At 60.2% G+C, this 23,062-nt stretch carries 22 protein-coding genes; 12 read left to right on the forward strand and 10 right to left on the reverse strand.

From position 1 onward, the window contains the following. The first annotated feature begins 115 nt into the window (after positions 1-115). From RT21_RS01760 to RT21_RS01770, 3 genes are all read left to right on the forward strand, one after another. Positions 116-766, forward strand: coding sequence for a pentapeptide repeat-containing protein (locus RT21_RS01760; protein WP_046161336.1), 651 nt, complete (start codon positions 116-118; stop codon positions 764-766). A 123-nt stretch (positions 767-889) separates the two neighbouring features. Further along, positions 890-1,534, forward strand: a complete 645-nt coding sequence (locus tag RT21_RS01765; RefSeq protein WP_046161337.1) for a 3'-5' exonuclease — start codon at positions 890-892, stop codon at positions 1,532-1,534. A gap of 105 nt (positions 1,535-1,639) precedes the next feature. Next, the gene (locus tag RT21_RS01770) at positions 1,640-2,179 is read left to right on the forward strand and encodes a DUF421 domain-containing protein (RefSeq protein ID WP_046161338.1); all 540 of its coding nucleotides are present in this window, start codon (positions 1,640-1,642) and stop codon (positions 2,177-2,179) included. A 34-nt stretch (positions 2,180-2,213) separates the two neighbouring features. Here the strand turns inward: RT21_RS01770 and RT21_RS01775 are convergent, their stop codons facing one another. The 5 genes from RT21_RS01775 to RT21_RS01795 all read right to left on the reverse strand — a co-directional run bounded on the left by RT21_RS01775 (position 2,214) and on the right by RT21_RS01795 (position 6,358). After that, positions 2,214-3,230 carry a potassium channel family protein gene (locus RT21_RS01775; RefSeq protein ID WP_234463641.1) on the reverse strand — a complete coding sequence of 339 codons (1,017 nt, stop codon included), beginning with the start codon at positions 3,228-3,230 and terminating at the stop codon, positions 2,214-2,216. A gap of 223 nt (positions 3,231-3,453) precedes the next feature. Beyond that, a complete protein-coding gene (locus RT21_RS01780) occupies positions 3,454-3,771 on the reverse strand; it encodes an EthD family reductase (protein WP_046161450.1) in 318 nt (105 codons plus the stop codon). 193 nt (positions 3,772-3,964) lie between these two features. Further along, a complete protein-coding gene (locus RT21_RS01785) occupies positions 3,965-4,618 on the reverse strand; it encodes a response regulator (protein ID WP_046161340.1) in 654 nt (217 codons plus the stop codon). Continuing rightward, positions 4,599-5,882, reverse strand: coding sequence for a sensor histidine kinase (locus tag RT21_RS01790; protein WP_046161341.1), 1,284 nt, complete (start codon positions 5,880-5,882; stop codon positions 4,599-4,601). Before RT21_RS01790 ends, RT21_RS01785 begins: the two co-directional genes overlap by 20 nt. 38 nt (positions 5,883-5,920) lie before the next feature. Further along, entirely contained in the window at positions 5,921-6,358 is a 438-nt protein-coding gene (locus RT21_RS01795; protein WP_046161342.1) for a cupredoxin domain-containing protein, read from the reverse strand. Between the two features lie 153 nt (positions 6,359-6,511). On the opposite strand from RT21_RS01795, the gene RT21_RS01800 reads away from it, so the two are divergent. The 6 genes from RT21_RS01800 to RT21_RS01825 all read left to right on the forward strand — a co-directional run bounded on the left by RT21_RS01800 (position 6,512) and on the right by RT21_RS01825 (position 11,762). Beyond that, a complete protein-coding gene (locus RT21_RS01800; protein ID WP_046161343.1) occupies positions 6,512-7,705 on the forward strand; it encodes an ABC transporter substrate-binding protein in 1,194 nt (397 codons plus the stop codon). Positions 7,706-7,710: 5 nt separating this feature from the next. Further along, positions 7,711-8,193, forward strand: a complete 483-nt coding sequence (locus RT21_RS01805) for a tetratricopeptide repeat protein (RefSeq protein WP_046161344.1) — start codon at positions 7,711-7,713, stop codon at positions 8,191-8,193. A gap of 31 nt (positions 8,194-8,224) precedes the next feature. Beyond that, entirely contained in the window at positions 8,225-9,196 is a 972-nt protein-coding gene (locus tag RT21_RS01810) for a YVTN family beta-propeller repeat protein (RefSeq protein WP_046161345.1), read from the forward strand. Next, positions 9,193-9,921, forward strand: a complete 729-nt coding sequence (locus RT21_RS01815; RefSeq protein ID WP_046161346.1) for an ABC transporter ATP-binding protein — start codon at positions 9,193-9,195, stop codon at positions 9,919-9,921. Before RT21_RS01810 ends, RT21_RS01815 begins: the two co-directional genes overlap by 4 nt. Before the next feature lie 49 nt (positions 9,922-9,970). Continuing rightward, the gene (locus tag RT21_RS01820; protein ID WP_045427139.1) at positions 9,971-10,762 is read left to right on the forward strand and encodes an ABC transporter permease; all 792 of its coding nucleotides are present in this window, start codon (positions 9,971-9,973) and stop codon (positions 10,760-10,762) included. Between the two features lie 334 nt (positions 10,763-11,096). Further along, positions 11,097-11,762: a response regulator transcription factor gene (locus tag RT21_RS01825; protein WP_046161347.1), complete on the forward strand. Its 666-nt coding sequence runs from the start codon at positions 11,097-11,099 to the stop codon at positions 11,760-11,762. 346 nt (positions 11,763-12,108) lie between these two features. On the opposite strand, the gene nahK is transcribed toward RT21_RS01825, so the two are convergent. The 5 genes from nahK to RT21_RS01850 all read right to left on the reverse strand — a co-directional run bounded on the left by nahK (position 12,109) and on the right by RT21_RS01850 (position 21,135). After that, entirely contained in the window at positions 12,109-14,757 is a 2,649-nt protein-coding gene (nahK, locus tag RT21_RS01830; protein WP_101153214.1) for a hybrid sensor histidine kinase/response regulator NahK/ErcS', read from the reverse strand. Continuing rightward, entirely contained in the window at positions 14,675-15,814 is a 1,140-nt protein-coding gene (nosP, locus tag RT21_RS01835; RefSeq protein WP_234463642.1) for a nitric oxide-sensing protein NosP, read from the reverse strand. The genes nahK and nosP overlap by 83 nt, the downstream gene beginning before the upstream one ends. 243 nt (positions 15,815-16,057) lie before the next feature. Beyond that, on the reverse strand, positions 16,058-17,245 hold the full coding sequence (locus tag RT21_RS01840; RefSeq protein WP_045427131.1) for a porin: 1,188 nt from the start codon (positions 17,243-17,245) through the stop codon (positions 16,058-16,060). Positions 17,246-17,525: 280 nt separating this feature from the next. Beyond that, positions 17,526-20,069, reverse strand: a complete 2,544-nt coding sequence (pqqF, locus tag RT21_RS01845) for a pyrroloquinoline quinone biosynthesis protein PqqF (RefSeq protein WP_046161349.1) — start codon at positions 20,067-20,069, stop codon at positions 17,526-17,528. A 109-nt stretch (positions 20,070-20,178) separates the two neighbouring features. Beyond that, positions 20,179-21,135: a MerR family transcriptional regulator gene (locus tag RT21_RS01850; RefSeq protein WP_046161350.1), complete on the reverse strand. Its 957-nt coding sequence runs from the start codon at positions 21,133-21,135 to the stop codon at positions 20,179-20,181. 94 nt (positions 21,136-21,229) lie between these two features. Here RT21_RS01850 and RT21_RS01855 point away from each other — a divergent pair, with 94 nt between their 5' ends. The 3 genes from RT21_RS01855 (at position 21,230) to folX (ending at position 22,844) form a co-directional block, all read left to right on the forward strand. Beyond that, on the forward strand, positions 21,230-21,628 hold the full coding sequence (locus RT21_RS01855; protein WP_046161351.1) for a thiol-disulfide oxidoreductase DCC family protein: 399 nt from the start codon (positions 21,230-21,232) through the stop codon (positions 21,626-21,628). A 287-nt stretch (positions 21,629-21,915) separates the two neighbouring features. Further along, positions 21,916-22,473, forward strand: a complete 558-nt coding sequence (gene folE / locus RT21_RS01860) for a GTP cyclohydrolase I FolE (RefSeq protein ID WP_045427123.1) — start codon at positions 21,916-21,918, stop codon at positions 22,471-22,473. Next, entirely contained in the window at positions 22,473-22,844 is a 372-nt protein-coding gene (gene folX / locus RT21_RS01865; protein ID WP_046161352.1) for a dihydroneopterin triphosphate 2'-epimerase, read from the forward strand. The genes folE and folX overlap by 1 nt, the downstream gene beginning before the upstream one ends. Positions 22,845-23,062: the final 218 nt, after the last annotated feature.

Genomic DNA, 23,062 nt, shown 5'->3' on the forward strand with positions numbered 1-23,062 from the left:
CCCACGTTGGACGGCTGGCGTAGCCAGCTCGGTTGAACCGCAAGGGTTGGCGCTCTCCGGTTCACCGATCCGTCACACGTCGGCTGTCCTTCCTCATTTCGAATATGGAATTGCCATGAACCCGACCCTTCTTTTGCTGCCCCTTGCACTGCTCGCCAGCGCGTCGCTACTGGCTGATGACGATCAGCCGACCATCATCAATGGCTGCGTCATCCAGCCGGAAAGCAGATGCCCCAACGCCGACCTCCGTAATGCCGACCTGAGCAATCAGGACATGCGCAAGATGGACCTGACCGGTGCCAATCTGTCCGGTGCCAACCTGCGTCATGCGAATCTGGATCTGGCCAATCTGGAAAAGGCAGACCTGACCGGCGCCACCCTCACCCGCGCCAGCCTGCGACAAGCCAACCTGCGGGTGGCGAATCTCACCAATGCCCACCTGGTGGCAATTCAGGGATGGGGCCTGTTCGCTCAGGCCGCACGATTGAACGGGGCCAACCTGACCGCAGCAAATCTTGAGTTTGCGCGTTTGAGTGGGGCGAAAATGCAGGGCGCAAATCTAACCGCTGCCAACCTTGAGATGACCTGGCTCAGCAAGGCAGATCTCGCACGCGCAACGCTGACCGACGCGAACCTGCAAGAAGCCAAGTTCAACGATGCCAACCTCGCAGAGGCCACCCTGATCGGGGCACGCCGTCACTATGCAACCTTTCAAGGCACCCATATGGAAAGCTGCATCGATTGCCCGATTGACTGGGAAAAGTAAGGGGTACGCCGGCCTCGTCATCCGCATCAAACATGCTTCTGGTGGCGTTGTGCGCTAGTCTCGCCTGCATCAACGACACCACTGCACTTTGCTGCACTAGTCAGCGCTCGCCGGAACCCCTCGATGCCCATTATCCATATCCCACAGGTCGTCGAACTGGACGCCCTGCCCCGCTTCGATGGCCTCCAACTCGGTCAGATCATCACCCCCGAAACCCCCGAAGCCTTCAGTCAAGCCAAGGACGAGCTGCTCGGTTGGCCGCAGGTCGGCTTCGATACCGAATCCAAACCGACCTTCAAGGTGGGTGAAGTATCGACGGGGCCGCATTTGATTCAGTTTGCCAGCCCCGAGAAAGGCTACCTGTTCAAAGTCGGCTCGGATGGCTGCAGCGAAGCCGTCAGAGCAGTGCTCCAGTCAACTCAGGTGTTGAAGGTGGGATTCGGGCTAAGCACCGACCGCAGCCGATTGCGCAACCGCCTGGGTATCGAGATGGTGCACTTCATCGACCTGGGCACAACCCTGCGCTACCAGGGCAAAAAGGGACAGGTCGGACTACGCGGCGCGGTTGCAGCGGTATTGGGTACGCGAGTGAGCAAATCGCGCAGCGTATCCACGTCGAACTGGAGCAACCGTTCTCTTACCGATGCGCAGCGGCTGTATGCGGCGAACGATGCCTACGCCGCACTTAGAGTATTCCTTGCCTTGGGCGACAACGCCGAACGCGTTCTGCATGACCGGATCGTCCCGGCCAAACAGCTGGACAGCTGACAGCGCAGCTGGTCGATACGAAGGAATACCTTCTTCCTCCTACTGAAGGTGCAACCCATCTACCTCGATGGCGTCTACCAAGGGCAGACTCCAAAGGAGATAGATGTGGAAGGTATGTTTTTCAGCGGCTGGTCGACACTGGTCCGCACCCTGGTCATTGGCATCCTGGCTTATATCAACCTGATCGTACTGTTGCGTATTTCCGGCCGCCGTACGCTCTCCAAGATGAACGCATTCGACCTGATCGTCACGGTAGCCCTGGGATCGACGTTCGCCACCATTTTGCTGAACCGCGATGTATCGCTTGCCGAAGGAACCCTGGCATTGGCGCTGCTGATCGGATTGCAGTATCTCGTCACCTGGTCCAGCGTAAGAGTCGGTTGGGTACGCAAGCTGGTCACTGGCGAACCAGCGCTGCTGCTATATCAAGGGCAGATGCTAGGCAGTGCCATGCGCGTGGCTCGGGTCACTGAAGATGAGGTCCGCTCAGCGATACGCTCTAGCGGATTCTCAGCTATCGATGAGGTTGAAGCCGTCGTTCTGGAGACCGATGGCAGCTTCAGTGTGATCAAAAAGGGTTCCAGCAATAGCCGTTCGAGCCTATCCGGAGTCATGACGCCGGGCCCCCGGAACATTGAGCTTTAGGCCATCGAAGCTTTGCTATTGACGCACCGCCTCGTCAGTCGCGCGGGTAAACGTGGTGCCATTCCCAGCCATCCGCTTCCAGTAATGCGGCCAACAACCGGCGCCGCTCCGGTGCGTTGAGCATTTGAGCCGCATTTGATTTAAGCGGAATTCCAGCATCGCTCAGCGACGCGAGATCCATGATCGGAAGCTGGGCGTGGCTATTCACCTGGCCGAGGTAGTTGGAACGCTGCATCTCAAGATGCTGGTCCAGCGCCGACACGAGCATCTTGTGTTTCAGCGTGTCCTGCGGTACGTCTTCAGCGACCTCTTCAAGTAACTGCAGCACCTCGTTCAGGCTCGCCACAGCGGGTATGACGTTCTTTTCTGCTTGTTTGTTATGAAAGCAACGAATCACCGGATAGGCGTGATGGTTGAGAGTGTGCTCGACCAGCATCTGCCGTATGTCGCTGGCATTGTCATAAAAACGCGAAAAATCAGACCCGTTCCAGCTGTTGATCAGGATCTCCTGCGGTGTCCGTCCCATGCTACTGATGAGCAGACTGAGCTGGTTTTGCAGGCTAACAGCCGAGAGTACCGGAACGATGTAGGTGATCGCAGCCGTGATGAAGGTCAGCCCACAGAAGGCTGCAGCACTGGTCAGTACCCGCCACGCGTCGTTTGAGGCTGCGAAATCGCCTACGCCCAGCGTAGAAAGCGTAAAGCCGGCGTAGTAGAAGGTTTCCCAGAGGTCCGCGGCTGCCTTGGTCGTGCCATTGATCACCGAGGCCGGGTCCGATGCAAGCATCAGAAACAGACTGAGCCATAGACAGGCAATCCAGGTCAGCAGCACCAACAGCAGCACGCATTGGCCTGCATACTCCAGCAGCTTCGCCTCCCCTCGCCGACCGGCCGCGGCGAAGAAACAACGCCATACGCTCTTGGAAACGATATTGGTGATAGTCCCACCACCGCGCGTCGACAGCGTGGTTTTGGTGATATCTGCCGCCGTGAACAGAAAAAGCAAAATTCCCAAGACAAGAAAAACCATAGGACCGCCGTATTGCTCCATCGCAGAGTGTTCAGAATTTATGAAGTAGCCAGCCGTTGTTAGTTCAGAGCTGGTTAGCGTTTTCCAGTGTCTGAACCAACAAATGCCCGCTCACTGGAGCAATGGCCCTATATAGGCGACACGCTGGACGGCCTCATGCAGCACGCCGACAGGCAGCTTTACCTGGCCAAGGACGGCGGACGGAACCGGGTCATGGCGATGCCCGACACTGTCCAAGCAACCATCAGTGCCCTACCACTACCTCGCTGATCTGCCGGACCGGCGTCAGGTCGGTGTAATTGGCGATGTCCGCAACAATCTCCTCTGCATGAGGACCGATACCCGCCAGAAAGGCTTCGACCGATTCGCTGAAAATGTGGCACATCGCAACGTAGGGCGCCGGTTCATCTGGGGTGCGCCCGGAAATGGCCTTGTCAATCGTGTAATAGAGGCAGGCATCGCCCATACGGGCCTTGAGCAACGGTAGGTGCTTGTCGCGATAGTAATCGTGATCGAACCTCGCGCCAGGGGTATTGGGGTACATCACGCTGACTTTGATCATGCTCATTTGCCTCTATCTAGAGAGTGGAGAAATGGGATCGCTTGCTACCGTTTCCAAAGCAGCATCGTCGGCCAGACACGACACCGAGATGCCCGAGCTCTGACAATCGGAGAGGATTGAGGTTTTTACAGAACGCACTGCCAGCCCGCACCGTTACCAGCGAAGTCGGCCCATCAAAACGCTGCAGAACGAGCTAACTGGCTGCTCGATCACCCACCCGCACAATACCGGTATCAATGGCCAGATGAACCAGCTCCGCATGCGAGCTGACCTGCAGCTTGCTCTTGAGGAGCGTCAGGTAGTTGGACACTGTCTTGCCGCTGATGCAAAGCCGTTCGGCGATCAGTCGCGCCGGTGTGCCCTTGGCGAGCATTACGAAGATCTCGAATTCACGCTGTGTCATTCCTTGCAAGCGTGGATCCTGCGCATTAGCCGCCACCGGGTTACGTGCCAATTGGGTGGCCAGCGTCTGTTCGATGTAGGCGTGACCGGCCAAGGTACGGCGTACCGCGTCCAACAGCACCTCCGGCGACGAGCTCTTGGTGATATAGCCGGAGGCTCCGGCATCCAGTGCCTGGCGCACCAGGGGTAATTCGTCGTGCATGCTAAAGAACAGCACGCGCAGTTGTGGCAGCCGCTGCAATAGACGCCGTGTGGTCTCGACGCCGCTGATGCCGGGTAGTCCGACATCCATGATGACCAGGCTTGGGGCCACCTCCAGAGTTCTGGCCAGGGCCTCCTCGCCATCGCAGGCCTCAATGACCTGAACGTCGGGTAGCAAGACGCGTAGCAGCGCAGCGTAGCCCTGGCGGACCACGGCGTGATCGTCAACGAGAAGGATCTTCATTGGGGCATGACTCCCTGATCGGAATGTCCAGATAAACCACCCAGCCGTAACCTACTCGCCCGCGCGCGACCAACCGGCCATCCAGCGCCCGTGCGCGTTCATGCATCGAACGCAGGCCAATGCCGAGCCTTCCGGGTGCGCCGTGGCCGTGGCCGTTGTCACGCACGAGCAGCCGCAGCCGACCGCCGTTCATGCGCAGGCGAATGAACACGAAGCTGGCACAGGCGTGCCTGGCCACATTTGTGAGCGATTCCTGCAGCAAACGGTACAGCTGTTCTTTCTTGTTCAGCGGAAGGGATGGAACGCGCCGGTCGATCTGCACGCGCAACTTGATTCCTTGCGCGCTCTGCCACTGCTCGGCCAACAGGTGTATTGCTTCAGGCAATTCCAAATGGTCGAGCATCACGGGATAGAGCTCGCGAGTCAGCCTGCGAAAACCGTCCTGCAATTGTTCGCAGTGATCATCCAGAGTGCGTGCGGTTGTGCTGACCAATTGCGGCTGGTCTTTTATCGCCTGTAGCAAGCAAGCCTGGGCGCGGATACCGGCCAGGTATTGCCCAAGATCATCATGCAGCGCCTGGGCGAGCTGTGTGCGCTCACGCTCCTGCAGCTCCAGTAACGAGCGCGTCAGGTCATCGTTTTCTCGCCGGGTGTACTCCAAGGCGCTAACCATGCGGTTGAAATGCCCGGATAACTGCTGTGCCTCCAGCAGGGAGTGGCTCGGCAGACGCATATCGAGACGGCCTTGGGAAACCTGGCCAAAGGCGGCAAGCAACTCGTTCAGCACGCCCAGCGCAGGCCTGACAGCCCACCGGATCGCCAGTAGGCTCAGCAATAACGCGCTGCCGAACCATGCCAACAGCTGTAGCAGGGATTCCTCGACTTCCTCGATCTCGTCTCGGGGGTCGACGCTCAGTTGCAAGGTTCGACCCTCTGGCATCTGCACAGTCAGCGGCGCGGGCAGCTCGGCGGGATACAACAGGGTCTCGAGCCAGGTGCTTCGCTGCGGGCGGACCTCGCGGCTTGGGACATCTGGGCCCAACCAGCGAACCTGAACATGCCGCAAGTGCCGCGTCAGCTCAGGCTGGAGTGCAGCGGGATCGCGCTCCGCCACATCGGTGAGATAGCTGAGCACGGCACCCGCCGCCGCCAGTTCACGGCTTACGTCTTGACTGGCCTGACGCAGCAGTACAGCCAAGCAGACGGCCGCAACCAGGCTAAAAAACAGCGAGACCAGCAGGCTGATACGCCAGAGTGCTGACATGCTCAATGTCCGCTTTTAAGGGGCTGCAGGTTGATGCGCTACTTGACCAAGAAGCTTCCTTCCATGCCCTTGTTCTGCAGCCCTTTGCAATAGAAGGGGTAACGGCCGGGCTTGATCGGTAGGAAAAAGATTTCCGCCTCACCGGCTTCTTCGAATTCAAGCTCGACCAGAGTCACGGCCTTGATTTCCACGCCTCCGGCTTCGACCTTGCGCAGGAAGATCGCCTGCGAAAACTCCGGTGCCTGGAAAGCGCATTCTTTATGGCCTTCGGCGATGACCTTGAGTTGATAGGCAACGCCGGTCTCGAGTTGGTACTCCTTCTGCGAGACCGCGTAATCACTTTCTTCGGAACCAAATCTGAGATCCGGCAGCGATTGCGTGCGACGGGTAAGGTCACCGGCGGCAAGCACCTGGTCGAAGCCAATCAGGCTGGCGATCAACAGGAGCTGTAGGGTGAGCGCTTTGAATGGAGGCATGGGGTCTTCTCGTTATTGTTATGCACGGTTCTATGCTAGAGGCGGCCGCCGGGCGCCGGTTTACTACCTTGGTACACAGCAGCTGGTACTTTCTGCATATTCCCCCGCCCCGACAGGGTTCCTATGCTGACCGCAACGTCATAGGAGTCGTCCATGCGCCCTCTTTCTTTCCGCAGCCGTTGCTTGATCGCCCTCGCCTGTTGCGCCGCTTTCGTCAGTGACGCAGGCGCAGCGGAGCCAGAACTCTCGGTGCGCATCGGTTACCTCGGCTACCGCCCGGACCCAGGCCCTCTGCTATCCAACGTCATCCCCGAGCCGGTTGATGCCGGCTTGAGCGGTGCCGAACTGGCCATTGCCGATAGCAACAGCACAGGACGCTTCCTCAAGCACAGCTATGCCTTGAATAGCCTCACGGCCGAAACACCAGAGCAACTCCAGAACGAGGCCCGACAGCTGCATGAGCAGGGGGTACGCTTGTTCGTCGTGAATGCGCCCGCTAAAAGCCTGGAAGCGCTAGCCGCTGCCATGCCGGACAGCCTGCTGATCAACGCAGGCAGCCCAACGGACGAACTGCGAACGACGCGCTGCCTGGGTAACGTGCTGCATACCCTTCCAAGCCGCAGTATGTTGGCCGACGCGCTGGGTCAGTTCCTTGCCGTGCGCCGTTGGAACCGCTGGCTGTTAATCAGCGGGCCGACCGAGGAGGACCAGGCCTATGCCGAGGCGATCAAGCGTGCCGCCAAGCGGTTCGGCCACAAGATCATTGAAGAGAAGCCCTGGACCTTCGATAACGACCAGCGGCGCACAGCTCAAGCAGACATGCCCCTGTTCACTCAAACTGGCGAGTACGACGTCGTCGTGGTGGCTGACGAGCGCGGCGACTTCGGCGAGTACGTGCCCTACCACACCTGGCTGCCACGGCCGGTAGTGGGCACGCAGGGCCTGATTCCGACAGGCTGGCATAAAACGGTCGAAACCTATGGCGCTGCGCAGCTGCAGAAGCGCTTTGAAGCGCATGCCAATCGCTGGATGAACGACCGCGATTTCGCTGTCTGGATCGGCGTGCGCAGCCTCGCCACGGCAATCACCAAGCTCGGCACCGCCGACCCCGACGCAATACGCCAGATATCGCTGAGCGAGACGCTGCCGGTCGATGGTTTCAAAGGCCGCAAGCTGACGTTCCGGCCCTGGAACGGCCAGCTGCGCCAGCCGATCCCGCTCGTGCATCCACGTGGTCTGGTATCCAACTCGCCCCAGGAGGGCTTCCTGCACCCCACCAGTGAACTGGACACCCTGGGCTTCGATCGTCCGGAGAGTAAATGCCGGTTGAGCGAGGCGAGCCGATGAGAGTCATGTCCCGCTACATCTGCGGTCTGTTATTTAGCGGTTTGGCGCACACCGCGAGCGCCAGCGAGCTGGGGTATGACGCCTACATCGACAGCCCGAAGCGGATCAAATGCATGTACGGCTACGTCACTGCCAAGACCGGAAATTTCGACGTTGCCAGGCAGATATTCGAGGACTGCATCGCGCGCTGGAACGACGTGTATTCGATGATCTGGCTGGCGCAGATGTACGAGTCTGGGTCGGGCGTGCCGGTGGATCTGGACAAAGCCGCTGCGCTCATGGAACGCGGCGCCAATCAGCCCGATGAGGCCAGCTATGTGAGCCTGGCCCGCTACCACTGGGGTACAGCGCTAGCCGAAGGGCGCGGTGTGAAAAAAGACCCGAAGGCCGCGCGAATGTGGCTGGAACGTGCATCCGAAGGCGGTCAGAGCGAAGCGGACGAATACTTGCAGCGTATGGATCAGTCACCGAATCAAATTGCCCGCTGAGCGGTTCACACAACAACAAGAGAATCTATCCATGCCCCGAACACTCCTTGCTGCTGCCATTTCCTGCGCGTTCGCTTGCACCAGTGCATCCGCTCTGGCGGCCACTGCCTATGTGTCGAACGAAAAAGACGACACCGTCAGTGTGATCGATCTGGATACGCTGGAAACGGTCGAGACGCTCGAGGTTGGCCAGCGTCCGCGCGGGCTGACGTTGTCACGCGACAACAAGCTGCTCTACATCTGCGCCAGCGACTCGGACACGGTTCAGGTCATGGACCTGGCAACCCGGAAGATCATCAAGCAGCTGCCGTCCGGCGCGGATCCCGAGCAGTTCGCCCTGCACCCGAACAACAAATGGCTGTACATCTCCAACGAGGACGATGCGCTGGTGACGGTGGTCGACGTCGACAACGAGGAGGTACTGGCGCAGATCGACGTTGGCGTCGAGCCAGAGGGCATGGGCGTCAGCCCGGATGGCAAATGGGCGGTGAACACCAGCGAAACCACTAACATGCTGCACTGGATCGACACCAGTACCAACCAGCTGGTGGACAACACCCTGGTCGACCAGCGCCCGCGCCATGTCGAGTTCAACAAGGACAGCACGCTGCTCTGGGCCTCGTCGGAGATCGGCGGAACGGTAAGCGTCGTCGACGTCGAAAAGCGCGAAATCATCAATACGCTGAACTTCAAGATCAAAGGCGTACATCCGGACAAGGTCCAGCCGGTCGGCATCAAGCTCAGCTCGGACGGCAAATACGCGTTCGTCGCGCTCGGCCCGGCCAACCATATCGCCGTGGTCGATGCGAAGACCTATGAGGTGCTCGACTACCTGCTGGTGGGCCGCCGGGTCTGGCACATGGCGTTCAACCTCGATGAGAGCCGGCTGCTGACCACCAATGGCGTCAGCGGTGATGTTTCGGTGATCGATGTGGACTCGCTCAAGGTGATCAAATCGATCAAGGTCGGACGCTACCCCTGGGGCGTGGTGGTCGCGCCATGACCGCGCTGCGGGTTGAGCGCGTCAGCTTCGCCTACGGGGAACGTCAGGCGCTGCACGATGTGAATTTCAACACGGCGGCCGGAGGCTTTACCGCTCTGCTCGGCCCCAACGGAGCTGGGAAATCGACGCTGATCGCGTTGCTGACGCGCCTGTACGACTTGCAGCAGGGCGACATTCAGGTGGCCGGCTTCAGTCTGCGCAGCCAGCCGCGCGAAGCCTTGCGGCGACTTGGGGTGGTCTTCCAGCAAAGCACGCTGGATCTGGATCTCAGTGTCGAGCAGAACCTGCGCTACCACGCCGCCCTGCATGGCATGCCGCGCAAGGTTGCCAATGACCGGATCGAAGTGGAGCTGGATCGCCAGCAACTGAGCGAGCGCCGCAAAAGCAAGGTGCGCGAACTCAATGGCGGCCATCGCCGAAGGGTGGAAATCGCCCGTGCCCTCCTCCACAAGCCGAGCCTGCTGCTGCTCGATGAAGCCAGTGCGGGGCTCGATCCGGCCAGCCGCCAGAACCTCAACGATCATGTGAGATCGCTTTGCAACGAGCAAGGCATGAGCGTGCTCTGGACGACCCACCTGCTCGACGAGGTCCAGGCGAGTGACGAGCTGATCATCCTCAATCGCGGGAACCTCGTAGCGCAGGGTCGCGCTGATGAGCTGGCTGCTGCCGATGGCAGCCTGCAGCAGACCTTTGCCCGTCTCACTCGCAACGCGGTGCCGGCGTGATGTGTCCCGCTCAACGCGTATGCCCCACCTCAAATCAGGAATCCCGGCCATGACCCCCTATTGGGAATGCCTGCGGGCAATCGTGTTTCGCGAGTGGCTGCGCTTCGTTCAGCAGCGCTCACGGTTCTTCAGCGCCCTGGTGCGCCCCCTGCTCTGGCTGGTGGTGTTCGCAGCCGGATTCCGTGCCGCACTGGGCATCGCGATTATCGAGCCCTACGAGACCTATATCACCTACGAGACGTGGATCGTTCCGGGGCTGGCGTGCATGATTCTGCTGTTCAACGGCATGCAGGGCTCCCTCTCTATGGTGTACGACCGCGAGATGGGCAGCATGCGCGTGCTGCTGACCAGTCCGCTGCCGCGCAGTTTTCTGCTGGCGAGCAAGCTATTGGCGACTGCGCTGATCTCGCTGCTGCAGGTCTATGCGTTCCTACTTATCGCCTGGTTCTACGGCGTCCAACCGCCTGCGGCCGGCCTGCTGACAGCGCTACCAGCCCTCTTGCTGGTGGCGCTGCTGCTGAGTGCGCTGGGGCTGTTGTTATCCAACGGCATTCGGCAGCTGGAAAACTTCGCCGGGGTGATGAATTTCGTCATCTTCCCGATGTTTTTTCTGTCGTCGGCGCTCTATCCACTCTGGAAAATGCGCGAAGCCAGTGAATGGTTGTTCTGGATCTGCTCGTTTAACCCCTTTACCTACGCGGTGGAGTTGGTTCGCTTTGCACTGTATGAACGGCTCAATCCGCTGGCGCTGGCGGTGTGCCTTGGCCTGACGCTGCTCTTCAGTCTGCTTGCGGTGCTCAGTTTCAATCCGCAGCACGCCGCGCTACGCCGGGCTACCTAAGCCGTTCTCTGCTACTTTAGTACTGATTTCCCTGTCGATCGTAGGATTTCAAACCGCTGCACTTTGCACTGTAATGTGGCCGACCGAAGTACTGAAAAGCTGGGCATGCCAAAGCCAACCGGGTTCGCTGCAGATCGCAGGGGCTTGCAGTGCAGATGACGCCACGGCTGTTTGCGCCGATGGTTTTCTCTCCCCGGACTGGGCAAGCTTACGGGTGAACAGCTTCTGATCGAATAGGCGCCGCACAATGGCTGCCATTGTCGACCGAAGCCGCGCACACCAAAGGTCTCTTCCGATCTACCCCACCATAATCACAACAATGAGGTGACCGGCCATGTACAAGATACTGATCGCTGATGACCACCCGCTTTTTCGTGAAGCCATCCATAACGTCATCCAGGACGGCTTTCCAGGCAGCGAGATCCTTGAAACCGCCGATCTGGACAGTGCGCTGGCGATGACGCTGGAAAATGACGATCTCGACCTGGTGCTGCTCGACCTGAATATGCCCGGCATGCACGGCCTGAACGGCCTGATCAACATGCGCAACGAGGCGCCGACCATTCCAGTGGTGATCGTGTCTGCCGAGCAGGACAAGCAAGTGGTGCTGCAGGCCATCACCTACGGCGCGTGCGGCTTCATCACCAAGTCATCGCCACGCGCGCAGATGACCGAAGCCATCGAGCAAATCCTCAACGGCAATGTCTACCTGCCTTCGGACATCATCCGCAGCCAGAAAGCCAATACCCGCCGCTCCCAGCACAACGAACAGAGCATCGCGCCCGAGCTGTTGCAGGCACTGACCCGCAAGCAGCTACTGGTGCTGGAACGCATGACCAAGGGCGAATCCAACAAGCAGATTGCCTACAACCTCGATATCGCCGAAACCACGGTCAAGGCTCATGTCTCGGCCATCCTGCGCAAGCTCAACGTGCACAACCGCGTACAAGCCATCCTCTCGGCGGGTGATATCGACTTCACCGCGTATCTGCGCAGGTGATAACCAACACCCACGCAGCTACGCTCGCCTCTGCGATAAACCTAATCCCTTGTAGGACCCGGATCACTGCCTGACGCCGCATCCCGTAGGAGCCAGCTTGCTGGCGATCAAGGGGATCCCGCGTAGCAGCGGATCGCGAGCAAGCTCGCTCCTACGAGACTGCGCCCTACCGTCTGCTTTGTGTGTGACGTTCACCAAGTCGTAAACGCAGGACCTCCCGTAATACGATACGGCCTCCGCCACCCTATGTAGGAGCCAGCTTGCTGGCGATCACGGGGCTCGCGCCTAGCGATTGGCTAACGGCGTCAGCGACGCCGAGCACTTGTCGATCGAGCCTGGCGCTGTTCTAAGAATGGCCGTGCTCCATCATGTGGCACATGGCAGTCTTCAGCTTCATCGGCCGCACCGGCTTGTGCATCAGCATGTGGCCCAACTCCCGCACCTGCTGTTTGAGTTCGTTGCTGTAGTTGGCCGTAATCATCAGCGCCGGTAGTGGGCTGGCACGCCGCGCGTTGACTGTCTCGACCACATCGACGCCGTTGCAGCCGTTGTCGAGGTGGTAGTCGGCGATGATTAGATCTGCATCGGCATGGAAGTTATCGACCTGCCCGGCCAAATCCTGCTCCGACAACGCCGTCACAACATGACACCCCCAGCCCTCCAATAGGGTGCGCATGCCGGCACAGATCGCGGTGTCGTTATCCAGCACCCAGACCCGCGCACCTTTGAGCCGTTCGAGTAGCAGATCAGTAACAGACGGCTCCACGCTCGCCTTCGGCGCCCGCTTGGCCAGCGGCACTTCGATAGCGAATTTGGACCCCTTCCCCGGAACCGACTTCACCTGAATCCGATGACCGAGCATGCGCGCGATCTTCTCCACAATCGCCAGACCCAGACCAAGCCCGCGATCCTGCTGAGGACGCACGCCCTCGCCGCGTTTGAATTCGTGAAAGATCTCTTCGAGCTTGTCCTCAGGAATGCCGATGCCGGTGTCCCATACCTCGATCGACAGGCTCTGCCTGCGGCGGCGGCAACCCAGCATCACGCGGCCATGCGGGGTGTAGCGAATGGCATTGGTCAGCAGGTTGCGCAGGATCCGCGCCAACAACTGGATATCGCTGCGCACCAGCGCTGAACAGGGTATGAAGTCCAGCTGCAGCTGCTCGCTGCCTGCGATCTGGTGAAACTCCGCCGCCAGGTTTTCCAGCAACTGGCTGACGGCAAACGGGGCGATATCCGGCTTGATCACGCCGGCATCTAGCTTTGATATATCGACCAGCGTGCCAAGCAGGTTTTCGACGTCTTCCAGGGAGTTGCTGATGTTGCGGATCAGCCCGCCACTGGGTGCGGTGGGTTGCTCCAGCAATGCGCTGGTGAACAGCCGAGCAGCGTTCAACGGCTGCAGCAGGTCGTGACTCACTGCGGCAAGAAACTTGGTTTTCGACAGGTTGGCCAGCTCCGCCTCCCGCTTGGCTTCACGCAGCCGCGCCTCGGCATGGGCGCGTTCGTCGATTTCACACAGCAGCTGGTCGTTCAGGCTGGTGAGCTCAGCCGTGCGCTCACGGACGCGTTGTTCGAGGTTCTGGTAGGCCTGGTGCAGCGCCTCCGCGGTGCGCCGGCGATCCGTGATGTCTTGAATCAGCACGAAGATGCCGACGACCTCGCCGCTAGCCTGACGGTTCGGTACGTAAGAGCGCAGCATGTAACGCTGCTGCCCCGAGTGGTTGTGCTCGGCCATCTCGAAGCTGACGCTTTCGCCGCACAGGGCTCTGTCGATATAGGGTTCGAGCTGCTGCCAGTGCTCACCGCTGTGGATGTCACGCAACGATTGGCCGAGCATGCCTTCGCTGGGCCAGCGATACCACTCCTCGTAGACCTTGTTGGTGAATTCGTAAGTCAGGTCAGCCGAGACATAGGCGATCAGCGCCGGCACGTGGTCAGTAATCAGGCGGATCCAGCGCTCGCTCTCGCGCAGCGCCTCGGCGTGGCGGTAACGCTCAGTGATGTCGGTAAAGGTGTTGACGAAGCCGCCGGTGGGTAGCGGATGGGTGCGGACCTCAAGCGTGCGACCATCGAACAGGTGCTGTTCGAGCTCAGTCAGAGGCTGACCATCGGCGTCCCGAGTGTTGGGTGTCAGCAGCTTCAGCTCACTGTCAGCCATCACTTCATCGAATGGCCGGTGCGCCTCGATGGGCGCCAAGCCGCAGAGTTCCAGGAAGCGGCCGTTCCACAGCTCCAGACCTCCATCGGCGCTGACCATCGCCACGCCCTGCGAGAGGTTATCTACGGCACGCTGCAACAAGCGGGACTTCTGCGCCAGGGCCTGCTCGCGACGCATCGTCTCGCTGATCTTCACCTCGGTGATATCGGTGTAGAGCATCACCAGGCCACCTTCGCGCGTGGGACGCTCGCTGACCTGCACCCAGCGGCCGTTCTGCAGCCGGTAGACGGTGGGCTCGTTGGCCTTACCGCGGTGTTCCTCGGCGATCAGCCCGCTGCTTTCGGCCAACCGCTTCAGCTCCGACAGCCGCGTACCGCTGTTGATGCGCGCGCGCGTTCGGCTCCAGAGCGACTTGAAGCGCTTGTTGAACAGAACGATGCGCTGGTCCTTGTCGAACAGCACGAAGGCATCGGAAATGCTCTCGATTGCGTCGACCAAATGCTGATGAGCGGTTTCCGCCCGCAGGCGTGCATCGCTGAGCAAACGGTTGCTGGCCTTCAGTTCGGCCATCGCCTGATTCAACGCATCGGTGCGTTCGCGCACTTGTTCAGCCAGTTCGACTGAATGCTGGAAGGCGGCGTATGACGCGTCGCGCCCGGTACTGCTGGACTCGATACGCTCGATCAGTGCCGCATTGATCCGCCGCAGCTTGTGGTTTTCGCGCTCGAGTTCGGCCTGCCGATCGAGTCGCTCAACGAGCACCTTTTTCTCCAGCGCGTCCACCTGGCCGTCCGATGGCGACGCCAGTGAAGGTCTGGTTGATATGCATGCCATTGAACTGCTCTCCATAGGTGTTGAAGCCAATCACCTGCTGGCGTCGTAGGAAGGCTGAGATGTCGTCGCTGGAGCCGTTACCGTCGATCTCCAGCCGCCGCAGAAAGCAGTCGCAGCCGATGGTCAGCAAGGGCGGGCCGAGACGCTGTTCGAGACGTTCGAATAAGGCTTCGAGGTTGGGCATCAGCGGGCCAGGACGCATCGCGGTCATCACGATGCCGTTCTCCACGGCGCAATAAAACGTCAGGCTGAGGTCATCGTTGACCTTCTGGATCGAGCGGACGTAGTAGTTCTCGTTGATGCGCACTGCCAGCGGATGCGCAGCGAACAGTTGGTGATCGAGATCGCTGACCTCGACGCCGACCAGCCGTGCATATTCCTCGGCAGCGGGTTCTGCGTTCAGTTCGTAGACGCGACGAGCGTGACTGTCCACGCGCGTCACCACCAGCTTCTCGGTGCGCGGCAGCATGTGATGTGTGGTGAACACCTCGAAATCCATCCAGGTGTTGATCAGCACGACCGCCGCCGCCCCGCTGTGAAACTTGCCGTCGTAATAGACATGAGTGTCGGTCAGGTGATTGTCATCGCCGGCCGAGCCGCCGAAATGCGGAATGCTGCCAAAGGCGGCACTGAGCGCCGACAGCACGATCTCCTCGCGACTGGACAGCCCATCAAGCAGGGTCAAGGCAAAACTGTGGTCCTTGATCGGCGCCAGCGAGTTGCTGCGGCAATCGCTGCCCAGCCGTTCGACCAATTGCTGCGCATCGGTGAGGCTGAAGCGGTCCATCTCGTCGATCAGCTCGCAGGCGATGGAAAAGTTGCGGTGATCGAAGCCGACCGCCGTTACGCAGCTGCGGCCGTAGCCCTGGGGGGTGATCTCTCCAGCCGATGTACAGCCCACCATGCGTACACCACCGAAGTACTGGTGCAACGCATTACCCAGTGCTGGCAAATCGTACTCGGCAGAGCAGAAAAACAAGACGAAGCCGAGATACGGGTGAATCAGCTGGCGAGCCAGGTCCTGGGCCACCGTTTCGGCGTCCCGCGATTCAGACATCGCTGTGCGCACCGCTAAGGATTCTTGCTCGACCACGCACGCCACCCCATACACCGTTATCGTATGACCCCATTCTTGGTCAGGGCATGGGGTACGAACATGCTACTTCAGTACCACCTGCGGCCTGCCAAGGTAGCAAAGCGGCGAAACAGTACCGGGCTTATTGCCGCAGCTGCTCGTGGCGCACTGAATAAAAAAAACGGATGCCCTCGAAAGGCATCCGTCTGGTTGTCGCAGGCTGGGTTAGAAGCTCAACGCGGCACCAATGGCGTAGGTACGCGTGTCCTCGTCGATGGCGCTGGTATCCCGACCGGTCAACTCGAACTGGTTCACTTCCGCCACCAGTTTCAGGTTGTCATTGATGGTGCGGAAATACGCGATGCCCCGGGTTTCGTAATCGGCCGCCGTTCCTAGTCCATTGCCGTCATCCTTGGTCTTGCCGGATGACAGCGCGATGCGGTTCTTGCCGAACGAGTACGAGCCTTGCAGCAGGTAGCCGTCGCTGTCGACGTCACGCAGCTGGGCTTCGCCTGCGTTGTTGGTATAGAACGGGTTGATACCCTCGGCCTGGAAGCCTGACGCAGTGACGGAGAACCCAGCCATCTTGGCCTGTACGCCGTAGCCGATGCCCTGGGAGTCGACCTCGTCGACGGTGCTGTCGGTGTTCTTCGAGGTCTGCTGCATGCCGTTGACCCACGAATAGATCTGAGCGCCTGCCACTTCGAACTGGTAGGTGATCTCGGTTTCGAAACGTGGACTGTCCTGATAGGCCTCGTCCAGCGCGCTGCTGGCATCGTTCGTGGTATCGACCGGGTCCATGATGCCGACTGCCACACGCAGGCCGCTCATCACTGGCGAGCGATAGGTCACCTGGGAAGTCGGGAACGGGTACGGGTAACCCGTGCCGATGTTGCCGAAGGACACGCCGCCGAAATCAACCAGACCCAGGGTGTCGCTGACCTGGCCGTATCCGGTCAGCATCTCGTCAAGGAATATGTTGGACCGGCCGAACAAGCCGAAATCCTTACCGAAGAGCACCTCGCCCCACTGATCGTTCGACGCCGTGCCGTAGAACTGGCGCACGTCGATACCGGTCTCGGTGCCGTTGGTGTCGCTGTCGTTGATGGTGACCCAGAAGGAGGAGCGACCGCCGACCTTGAGTTCTTCGAGCTGCTTGCCGAAGTTGAAACCGATGTAGTTAGGCAGGAAACCCATCTTCACGCGGGACTGGTCCCGGTCGAACCGCTCCCCGGCACGATCTACATCGCTGCTGACGTAGAAGGTGTTGAAGTAGCCGTCGACGGTAAAGGTGGTGTCATCCTTGTCATAGAGCATGATTTCGGCAACGGCCGACTGGCTAAGGGTCATGCCAATCGCGCTGGCTAAGGCCAACGGCAGTAAGGTGGTAACCGCTTTCTTCTTGTTGTGCATGGCGCTCTCCGCTGATGTGACGACAGGCAGTCGTGTCGAGGCGGATTATCGAAAGCACAACCGAAGGGCCATACGCTCCAATAGCGGCGACTGGCTAATACTTTCGCCACGACCACTGATGCGAGCGGAAAGGCCCTCCCTGCCGTTCCGTTCGGACTAGCGCTTAGGTCGTACACCGTAACGCTTAGGTCGATCATCAGACACAAGACAACAGCTCCGAAGCCGCCGGAGGCTGGTCAGACAGCGAAACTACCGAGTGAAGTTGCGGTGGGATTGGGCGTCAGGCCCAGCCTGAATCAGGTGCTGGCGCATTGGCGACAGCCACCCAGCCCGCGCGGGCCAAGCGCAGTGCCTCCAGGGCCGCCGTCAGATCCTGTCGCTGAAGGGTGCGCATCGCAGCGGCAACCCCGATGGGTCGATCAATCTCATGTCCTGCTTGCAGACTCTGCCATGCCTGTTCGGACTGGGCGCGGAAGTCCGATGCGCTGGCTACGTGCCGGTCGCTGGCTTGGCGTGCGGCTCGCTCGATCACATCGTCATCTTGTTCGGCCAGTTTCACTGTGCTGTCGCTGAGGAATTGCTCGACGTGATCGAGAATCTCGTTGGCCGAGGCGGCCGGTGACTGCACGGCGAACAGCATCCCGGCGTGCTCGCCGAACTGACAGAAGCGACTGAACACGGCGTACCCCAGTTGCAGCTCGCTCCGTAACCGTCGGAAGAAGTCAGCTTCGATCAGCCGCCCCAACACACGCCAGGAGGCCTCGCATTTGGCGGTACGGTCTGGCAACGGGCAGAACAGCAGAAATGCTGTTTCGGGCATCGCGGCGGCGCTACTGACGTCATGCCAGCGTTTCACCGTTGCTGGCACGCTGCGAGCGACCGGAGATAGCGCGGGTGTTCCTGGCAGCGTGTGGATCGCATCGGTCAGCGGTCCGCTCATGGACGACGCGAAGCCGATGGCCAGGCCTTGCCACTGTGCCGTTTGCCACAGCCGAGCCAGTGAGGATGAGGATGAGGATGAGGATAAAGCTGCGGTCTGGCCTGGGACCGCAGTCGGGTCCATCAGCAGTCGAGGCAGGCGGTTGAGCAGCTGCCGGACCAGCATCACATCGCTGCTGAGTGCCGCGTCGCGTTCAGCCAGCGCTTGGCCCTCGGTAAACGCCGCAGCTGGCGGCGCGCTAAGCGCGGGCGTTATGTCGCTCAGAATTGCCGGTATGGCCTCGGCAAAGCCTTCCAGCCTGAGGCACCAGGCATCCCCGAGATCCTCGAAACGCAGCGCTACACCAGCTTGTTGGGCAGCCCAAGCAGCTGACTGCAGCGCATGCGTCAGGGTGTGCGACAAGGCGGGGAAAGACTCGCCTCGCATGAACTGCCAGCGTAAAAACAAAGCGCCCTGTCCGCTCATGTCTTCCGGACCCTGCCAACGCAGTGCAGGCGGGATATCAGCCGCTTCATAGCGCAGCAATCCGGGTGTTAACCAGGGATTCGCAGCTGGCTGTTGCCAGCCCCAGTCAGCGGGCACTGTCCGCTGCGGCGGTTCGGACTGCAGGCGCAGCGGAAAGCCGCTGGTTTCAATGGCTGCGCAGCTGGTCCTGTCGGTGATAAGGACCAGCGGCGCGCAACCGAGCATCTGCGCCGAGAGCAATGAAAGCGCCTGTTTGATCGCAGCTTCATCGCTGTTGAGGTTCCAAGCCAGCGGATCCACCCAGTACCGTAGCCGTGTCAGCGGTTCGGCGTTCTGCAGGCTTCGATGGCGGATGCGCTGATATTCCTCATGACATGGCTGCCAATGTGCATCGTCGGAAAAGAAACGCAACCAGTCGAGCACGGCTTCGACCAGCGCAGCCGGTGCCGCCATTCCTCGCTCCGTCGGCAACAGTTCCACGACCACAACGCCCTGCCCCGCATACCAATAAGGGATGCGCAGCTTTACCGATTGAACCAATTCGGCATCACGCAGGCGTTGGGTGAGCCCACCTGGCGCTTCGGACGCGAGCCAGGCGGACAGATAATCCAGCGCCGGTACGGCGTGCTCCGGCAATCCGTCGAGCGCGAACGCCAGCAACAGGCGTGGCTGAGCATTGCTGAGCTGCAAGCGAAACCAGCCGTTAGCCTTACAGCGCAAAGGCGGGACTTCGCGCCGCACCAAGGGATGGCTGGCGAGCCCAGCGTCCATTTGCTCGGCGAGACACTGCAAGACCTCTTCGTGCTGAGGCCCGGCAAGTAGCAGCTCGATCTGGCCGGCGTGGTAAAACCGCCGATGATAGCCAAGCAGAGCCTCCTGAAAGGCTGCGTCCTCTACCGGGAGCGTGTCGCGGTTGCCTGCATGAAAGCCAGCGAACGGATGGGTTGGGTCGATCGCGTGTCCGAGCGCCGCGTCGCATAGCGTTTCGGCGTCCTGCGCACGCGCTTGGTATTCGGCCTGCAGCACCTCGCGTTCACGCAGCTGCGCACCTGGGTCGAGCAGCGGATTGGCGAGCATATCTACGAGACGACGCAAGCCCTCTTCGAGCTGGTCGGCTGGCAGCTGAAAGAAAAAGTCGGTATGCCGTTCACGGGTCGATGCGTTCAGCTGCCCTCCGCATCCTTGAACGAAGGGCATCAGACCTTCTGCCGCAGTGTAATTCCGGCTGCCGAGAAACAGCAGATGCTCAAGAAAATGCGCCAGTCCTGGATAGGCGCTCGGCGCGTCATGCGAACCGGCGTGGACTCGCACCAGTGCTGCGGCCTGCGAGCTGCCAAGCAACGGCATCAGGCGCACGCGCAGCCCATTGGGAAGAACAGTTTGCGACGGTTGCTGGACAGGATCGGCTGACGAGTGCATTGGGCGACGTGTTCCGGCTGTGAGTCTGGGAGGATCGCGCCGAGGTTCGCTTGGCACAATGATGCTTAAGCATCAAACCCTGGGGCCAGCCCGGCAAGTCCGGCCGTCTTCAGGTGTCCAGATGCCCATTGAGGAACTGCAGCAGACGGCGCTGCATCAGCTTGCCGGCATTACCCAGGCAGGCAATGGGCGACCCGCGCAGGCCTTCCTGGGAAAACTCGGCGGCCTCACCCGCCATGGCCAGAGGACAGTCGAGGCTGAGTGCAAGCTTGGCAAACTGCTTGAGCAAGGCTGCGTTGGGCGGAACATTGGAATACAGCACCAATGCGCGCGGGCGAACCTTTTCGCAGATCAGGGTCAGCTCATCCAGCGGTTGGCCGATGGCCAACACACTGGCGGCTACCTCGTCACTGGAAAGCAGCAGGCCGGCGATCAATAGCTCCAGCTCGCGGCATTGTCCTGGCACAGCCGCCAGCAGCACGCGATCTTCCGCCTGGGCTCGCGCAAGTTGCAGTCGCTGCAGCACGCGGGCACGCAAGAAATTGTCAAAAAAGAGCCACTCGCTGGTCTGCCCGAACTCGTCCTGGCGCACCAGTAACTGCTGCCACAACGGCAACAGCACATCCTGAAACACGACCGGTAATGGATAAGTCGAGAAGATCTGTCCATAGACCTGATCGAGGCGGCTCTCGTCGAAACTGCTTATTGCCCGCTGCACCTGAGCCTGCCATTCGCCCCATTCGCCAGCAACGGCTTCCTGCTGCTCGGGCGGCACCGCCGCTCGGGTTGCGGCACTGCGCGACAGAATGCTGCCCACTTTGCTCACCGCCACGCCGCGCTCCGTCCAAGCCACGATACTGCGAACCGCTTCGACATCGGCCATCGAATACAGACGATGGCCGCTCTCGGTGCGGGTCGGTTGGATCAAGCCATAGCGGCGCTCCCAGGCACGCAGTGTGACCGGATTGACACCGGTAAGGCGTGATACCTCTCGGATCGGGAACAACTCTTCCTGCTTGAGCGATGAAGACGAAAGCAGCGAAGAAGCACGGGCAAATTCAGTCATGACGCGGACAGCTCATGCAAGGGAATGGGCGCATTGTAACTCAGGGTCTGCAGGCATAGGCTGTACAGAGGTTATACAAGTACAGGATTGTGCAATGTCTCCGAAACTACCGCTTACGCTCTATGTCGACGGAGCCTGCCCGCTCTGCGCCCGCGAGGTCATCTGGCTGCGGCGTCATGCCACGCAGGAGTGCCTGCAGCTGGTGGATATCAGCACGCCTGGTTTCGTCAGCGAGGACCGAACCCTCGACCAGCTCCGCAGCAAGTTACATGCGCGCAGCGCCGACGGACACTGGCTGACTGGCCTCGACGCAACCTACTGGAGCTGGCGCGCGGCAGGCCTCGGGAAATGGGCCGCGCCGCTGGGCTGGCGGCCGTTACGGCCATTGCTGCTGCTTGCCTATTGGCTGTTCAGTCTGGCGCGGCCTTATCTCGGCTGGCTACCCCATCCCGACGGCAGCAGCCGCTGCACGGACCGTTGCGGTCCTCGTTGACTCCCAGTCCGTTGCGCAACGAAACCTCTACAGTCTGCAAGCTCGCTTGAGCCCGCACCGTTCGTCCTACATTTGCTCGGGATCGCCAGCCGCCCCGTGAACAAAGGTTTACGAGAAACCTGGCGATAGTTCCACCGCGCCAGATTTCCGCTAATTCTTGTACATCATGAATATTTGGTATAGCTTTGCATCAACCAGTGACGAGGATCAGGTCCGCGCTCAGCTGGCGCCTATGCCACGAATAACATGCATGGTTTGCCTATGGACGGCTTCCCAGAGGATCACTCATGAACGAACTACCCGGCCATTTTCACCAAATACTTCTGGGGGTCGGTGAAGACCCACAGCGCGAAGGCCTACTCGACACCCCGAAACGCGCCGCCAAGGCCATGCAGTACTTGTGTAATGGATATGGCAAGAGCCTGGAGGAAGTGGTCAACGGAGCCCTGTTCGCCTCGGACAGCGACGAGATGATCATCGTCCGAGACATCGAACTCTATTCTCTCTGTGAACACCATATGCTGCCCTTTATCGGCAAAGCACACGTCGCTTACATTCCGACCGGCAAGGTGCTCGGCCTGTCCAAGATTGCACGCATCGTCGACATGTATGCACGCCGCCTGCAAATTCAGGAAAACCTCACCCGCCAGATCGCCGAGGCGATTCAGGAAGTGACGCGTGCGGCTGGCGTTGCGGTGGTCATCGAAGCCAAGCACATGTGCATGATGATGCGCGGGGTTGAGAAGCAGAACTCGCTGATGAACACCTCGGTGATGCTGGGTGCGTTCCGCGAATCCTGTACCACCCGGATGGAGTTCCTGCAGCTGATCGGAGGAAATCGCTGATGCCTCGGCTGGAACCCGGTTTAGCGCGTATCCGGGTCAAGGATTTGCGTCTGCGCACCTACATCGGCATCAACGAAGATGAAATCCTCAACAAGCAGGACGTGCTGATCAACCTGACGGTCCTCTACAAGGCAGTCGATGCGGTACGCGACAACGACATAGACACCGCACTGAACTATCGGACCCTGACCAAAGCGGTCATTGCCCACGTCGAGAGCAACCGGTTCAGCCTGCTGGAACGCATGACTCAGGAGATCCTGGACTTGGTCATGAGCCGGCCCAGCGTCGAGTACGCCGAGGTCGAGGTCGACAAGCCGCACGCACTGCGGTTTGCCGAATCGGTTTCGATCACACTTGCCGGGAGCCGCTGAGCCCGCTTGACAACTGAATGACAACCTGCAGCTGACCCTCTATCCGATACACGCCAATGCCTTTTCGTTATCAATATTCTTGCTACCGTTCTGGCTCGGCGCCGGCATGCTGCCTATCCCGCGCCGAGGACTCGGCATAGATTGACGCCCCGCACTTCAGCCGACGGCGGCCACGTCGTAGCGAGTAGTTCCGCCGTTTCGCGAACACCTCTTTCGCG

It is taken from the genome of Pseudomonas sp. 10B238, from assembly GCF_000970615.1.
In the GTDB taxonomy this organism is placed as follows: domain Bacteria; phylum Pseudomonadota; class Gammaproteobacteria; order Pseudomonadales; family Pseudomonadaceae; genus Stutzerimonas.

Coding starts and splice junctions, on each gene's coding strand:
- RT21_RS01760 (WP_046161336.1), top strand. CDS start 116: ATGAACCCGACCCTTCTTTTGCTGCCCCTTGCACTGCTCGCCAGCGCG.
- RT21_RS01765 (WP_046161337.1), top strand. CDS start 890: ATGCCCATTATCCATATCCCACAGGTCGTCGAACTGGACGCCCTGCCC.
- RT21_RS01775 (WP_234463641.1), bottom strand. CDS start 3,230: ATGGAGCAATACGGCGGTCCTATGGTTTTTCTTGTCTTGGGAATTTTG.
- RT21_RS01780 (WP_046161450.1), bottom strand. CDS start 3,771: ATGATCAAAGTCAGCGTGATGTACCCCAATACCCCTGGCGCGAGGTTC.
- RT21_RS01785 (WP_046161340.1), bottom strand. CDS start 4,618: ATGAAGATCCTTCTCGTTGACGATCACGCCGTGGTCCGCCAGGGCTAC.
- RT21_RS01790 (WP_046161341.1), bottom strand. CDS start 5,882: ATGTCAGCACTCTGGCGTATCAGCCTGCTGGTCTCGCTGTTTTTTAGC.
- RT21_RS01795 (WP_046161342.1), bottom strand. CDS start 6,358: ATGCCTCCATTCAAAGCGCTCACCCTACAGCTCCTGTTGATCGCCAGC.
- RT21_RS01800 (WP_046161343.1), top strand. CDS start 6,512: ATGCGCCCTCTTTCTTTCCGCAGCCGTTGCTTGATCGCCCTCGCCTGT.
- RT21_RS01805 (WP_046161344.1), top strand. CDS start 7,711: ATGTCCCGCTACATCTGCGGTCTGTTATTTAGCGGTTTGGCGCACACC.
- RT21_RS01810 (WP_046161345.1), top strand. CDS start 8,225: ATGCCCCGAACACTCCTTGCTGCTGCCATTTCCTGCGCGTTCGCTTGC.
- RT21_RS01815 (WP_046161346.1), top strand. CDS start 9,193: ATGACCGCGCTGCGGGTTGAGCGCGTCAGCTTCGCCTACGGGGAACGT.
- RT21_RS01820 (WP_045427139.1), top strand. CDS start 9,971: ATGACCCCCTATTGGGAATGCCTGCGGGCAATCGTGTTTCGCGAGTGG.
- RT21_RS01825 (WP_046161347.1), top strand. CDS start 11,097: ATGTACAAGATACTGATCGCTGATGACCACCCGCTTTTTCGTGAAGCC.
- nahK (WP_101153214.1), bottom strand. CDS start 14,757: ATGGCATGCATATCAACCAGACCTTCACTGGCGTCGCCATCGGACGGC.
- nosP (WP_234463642.1), bottom strand. CDS start 15,814: ATGTCTGAATCGCGGGACGCCGAAACGGTGGCCCAGGACCTGGCTCGC.
- RT21_RS01840 (WP_045427131.1), bottom strand. CDS start 17,245: ATGCACAACAAGAAGAAAGCGGTTACCACCTTACTGCCGTTGGCCTTA.
- pqqF (WP_046161349.1), bottom strand. CDS start 20,069: ATGCACTCGTCAGCCGATCCTGTCCAGCAACCGTCGCAAACTGTTCTT.
- RT21_RS01850 (WP_046161350.1), bottom strand. CDS start 21,135: ATGACTGAATTTGCCCGTGCTTCTTCGCTGCTTTCGTCTTCATCGCTC.
- RT21_RS01855 (WP_046161351.1), top strand. CDS start 21,230: ATGTCTCCGAAACTACCGCTTACGCTCTATGTCGACGGAGCCTGCCCG.
- folE (WP_045427123.1), top strand. CDS start 21,916: ATGAACGAACTACCCGGCCATTTTCACCAAATACTTCTGGGGGTCGGT.
- folX (WP_046161352.1), top strand. CDS start 22,473: ATGCCTCGGCTGGAACCCGGTTTAGCGCGTATCCGGGTCAAGGATTTG.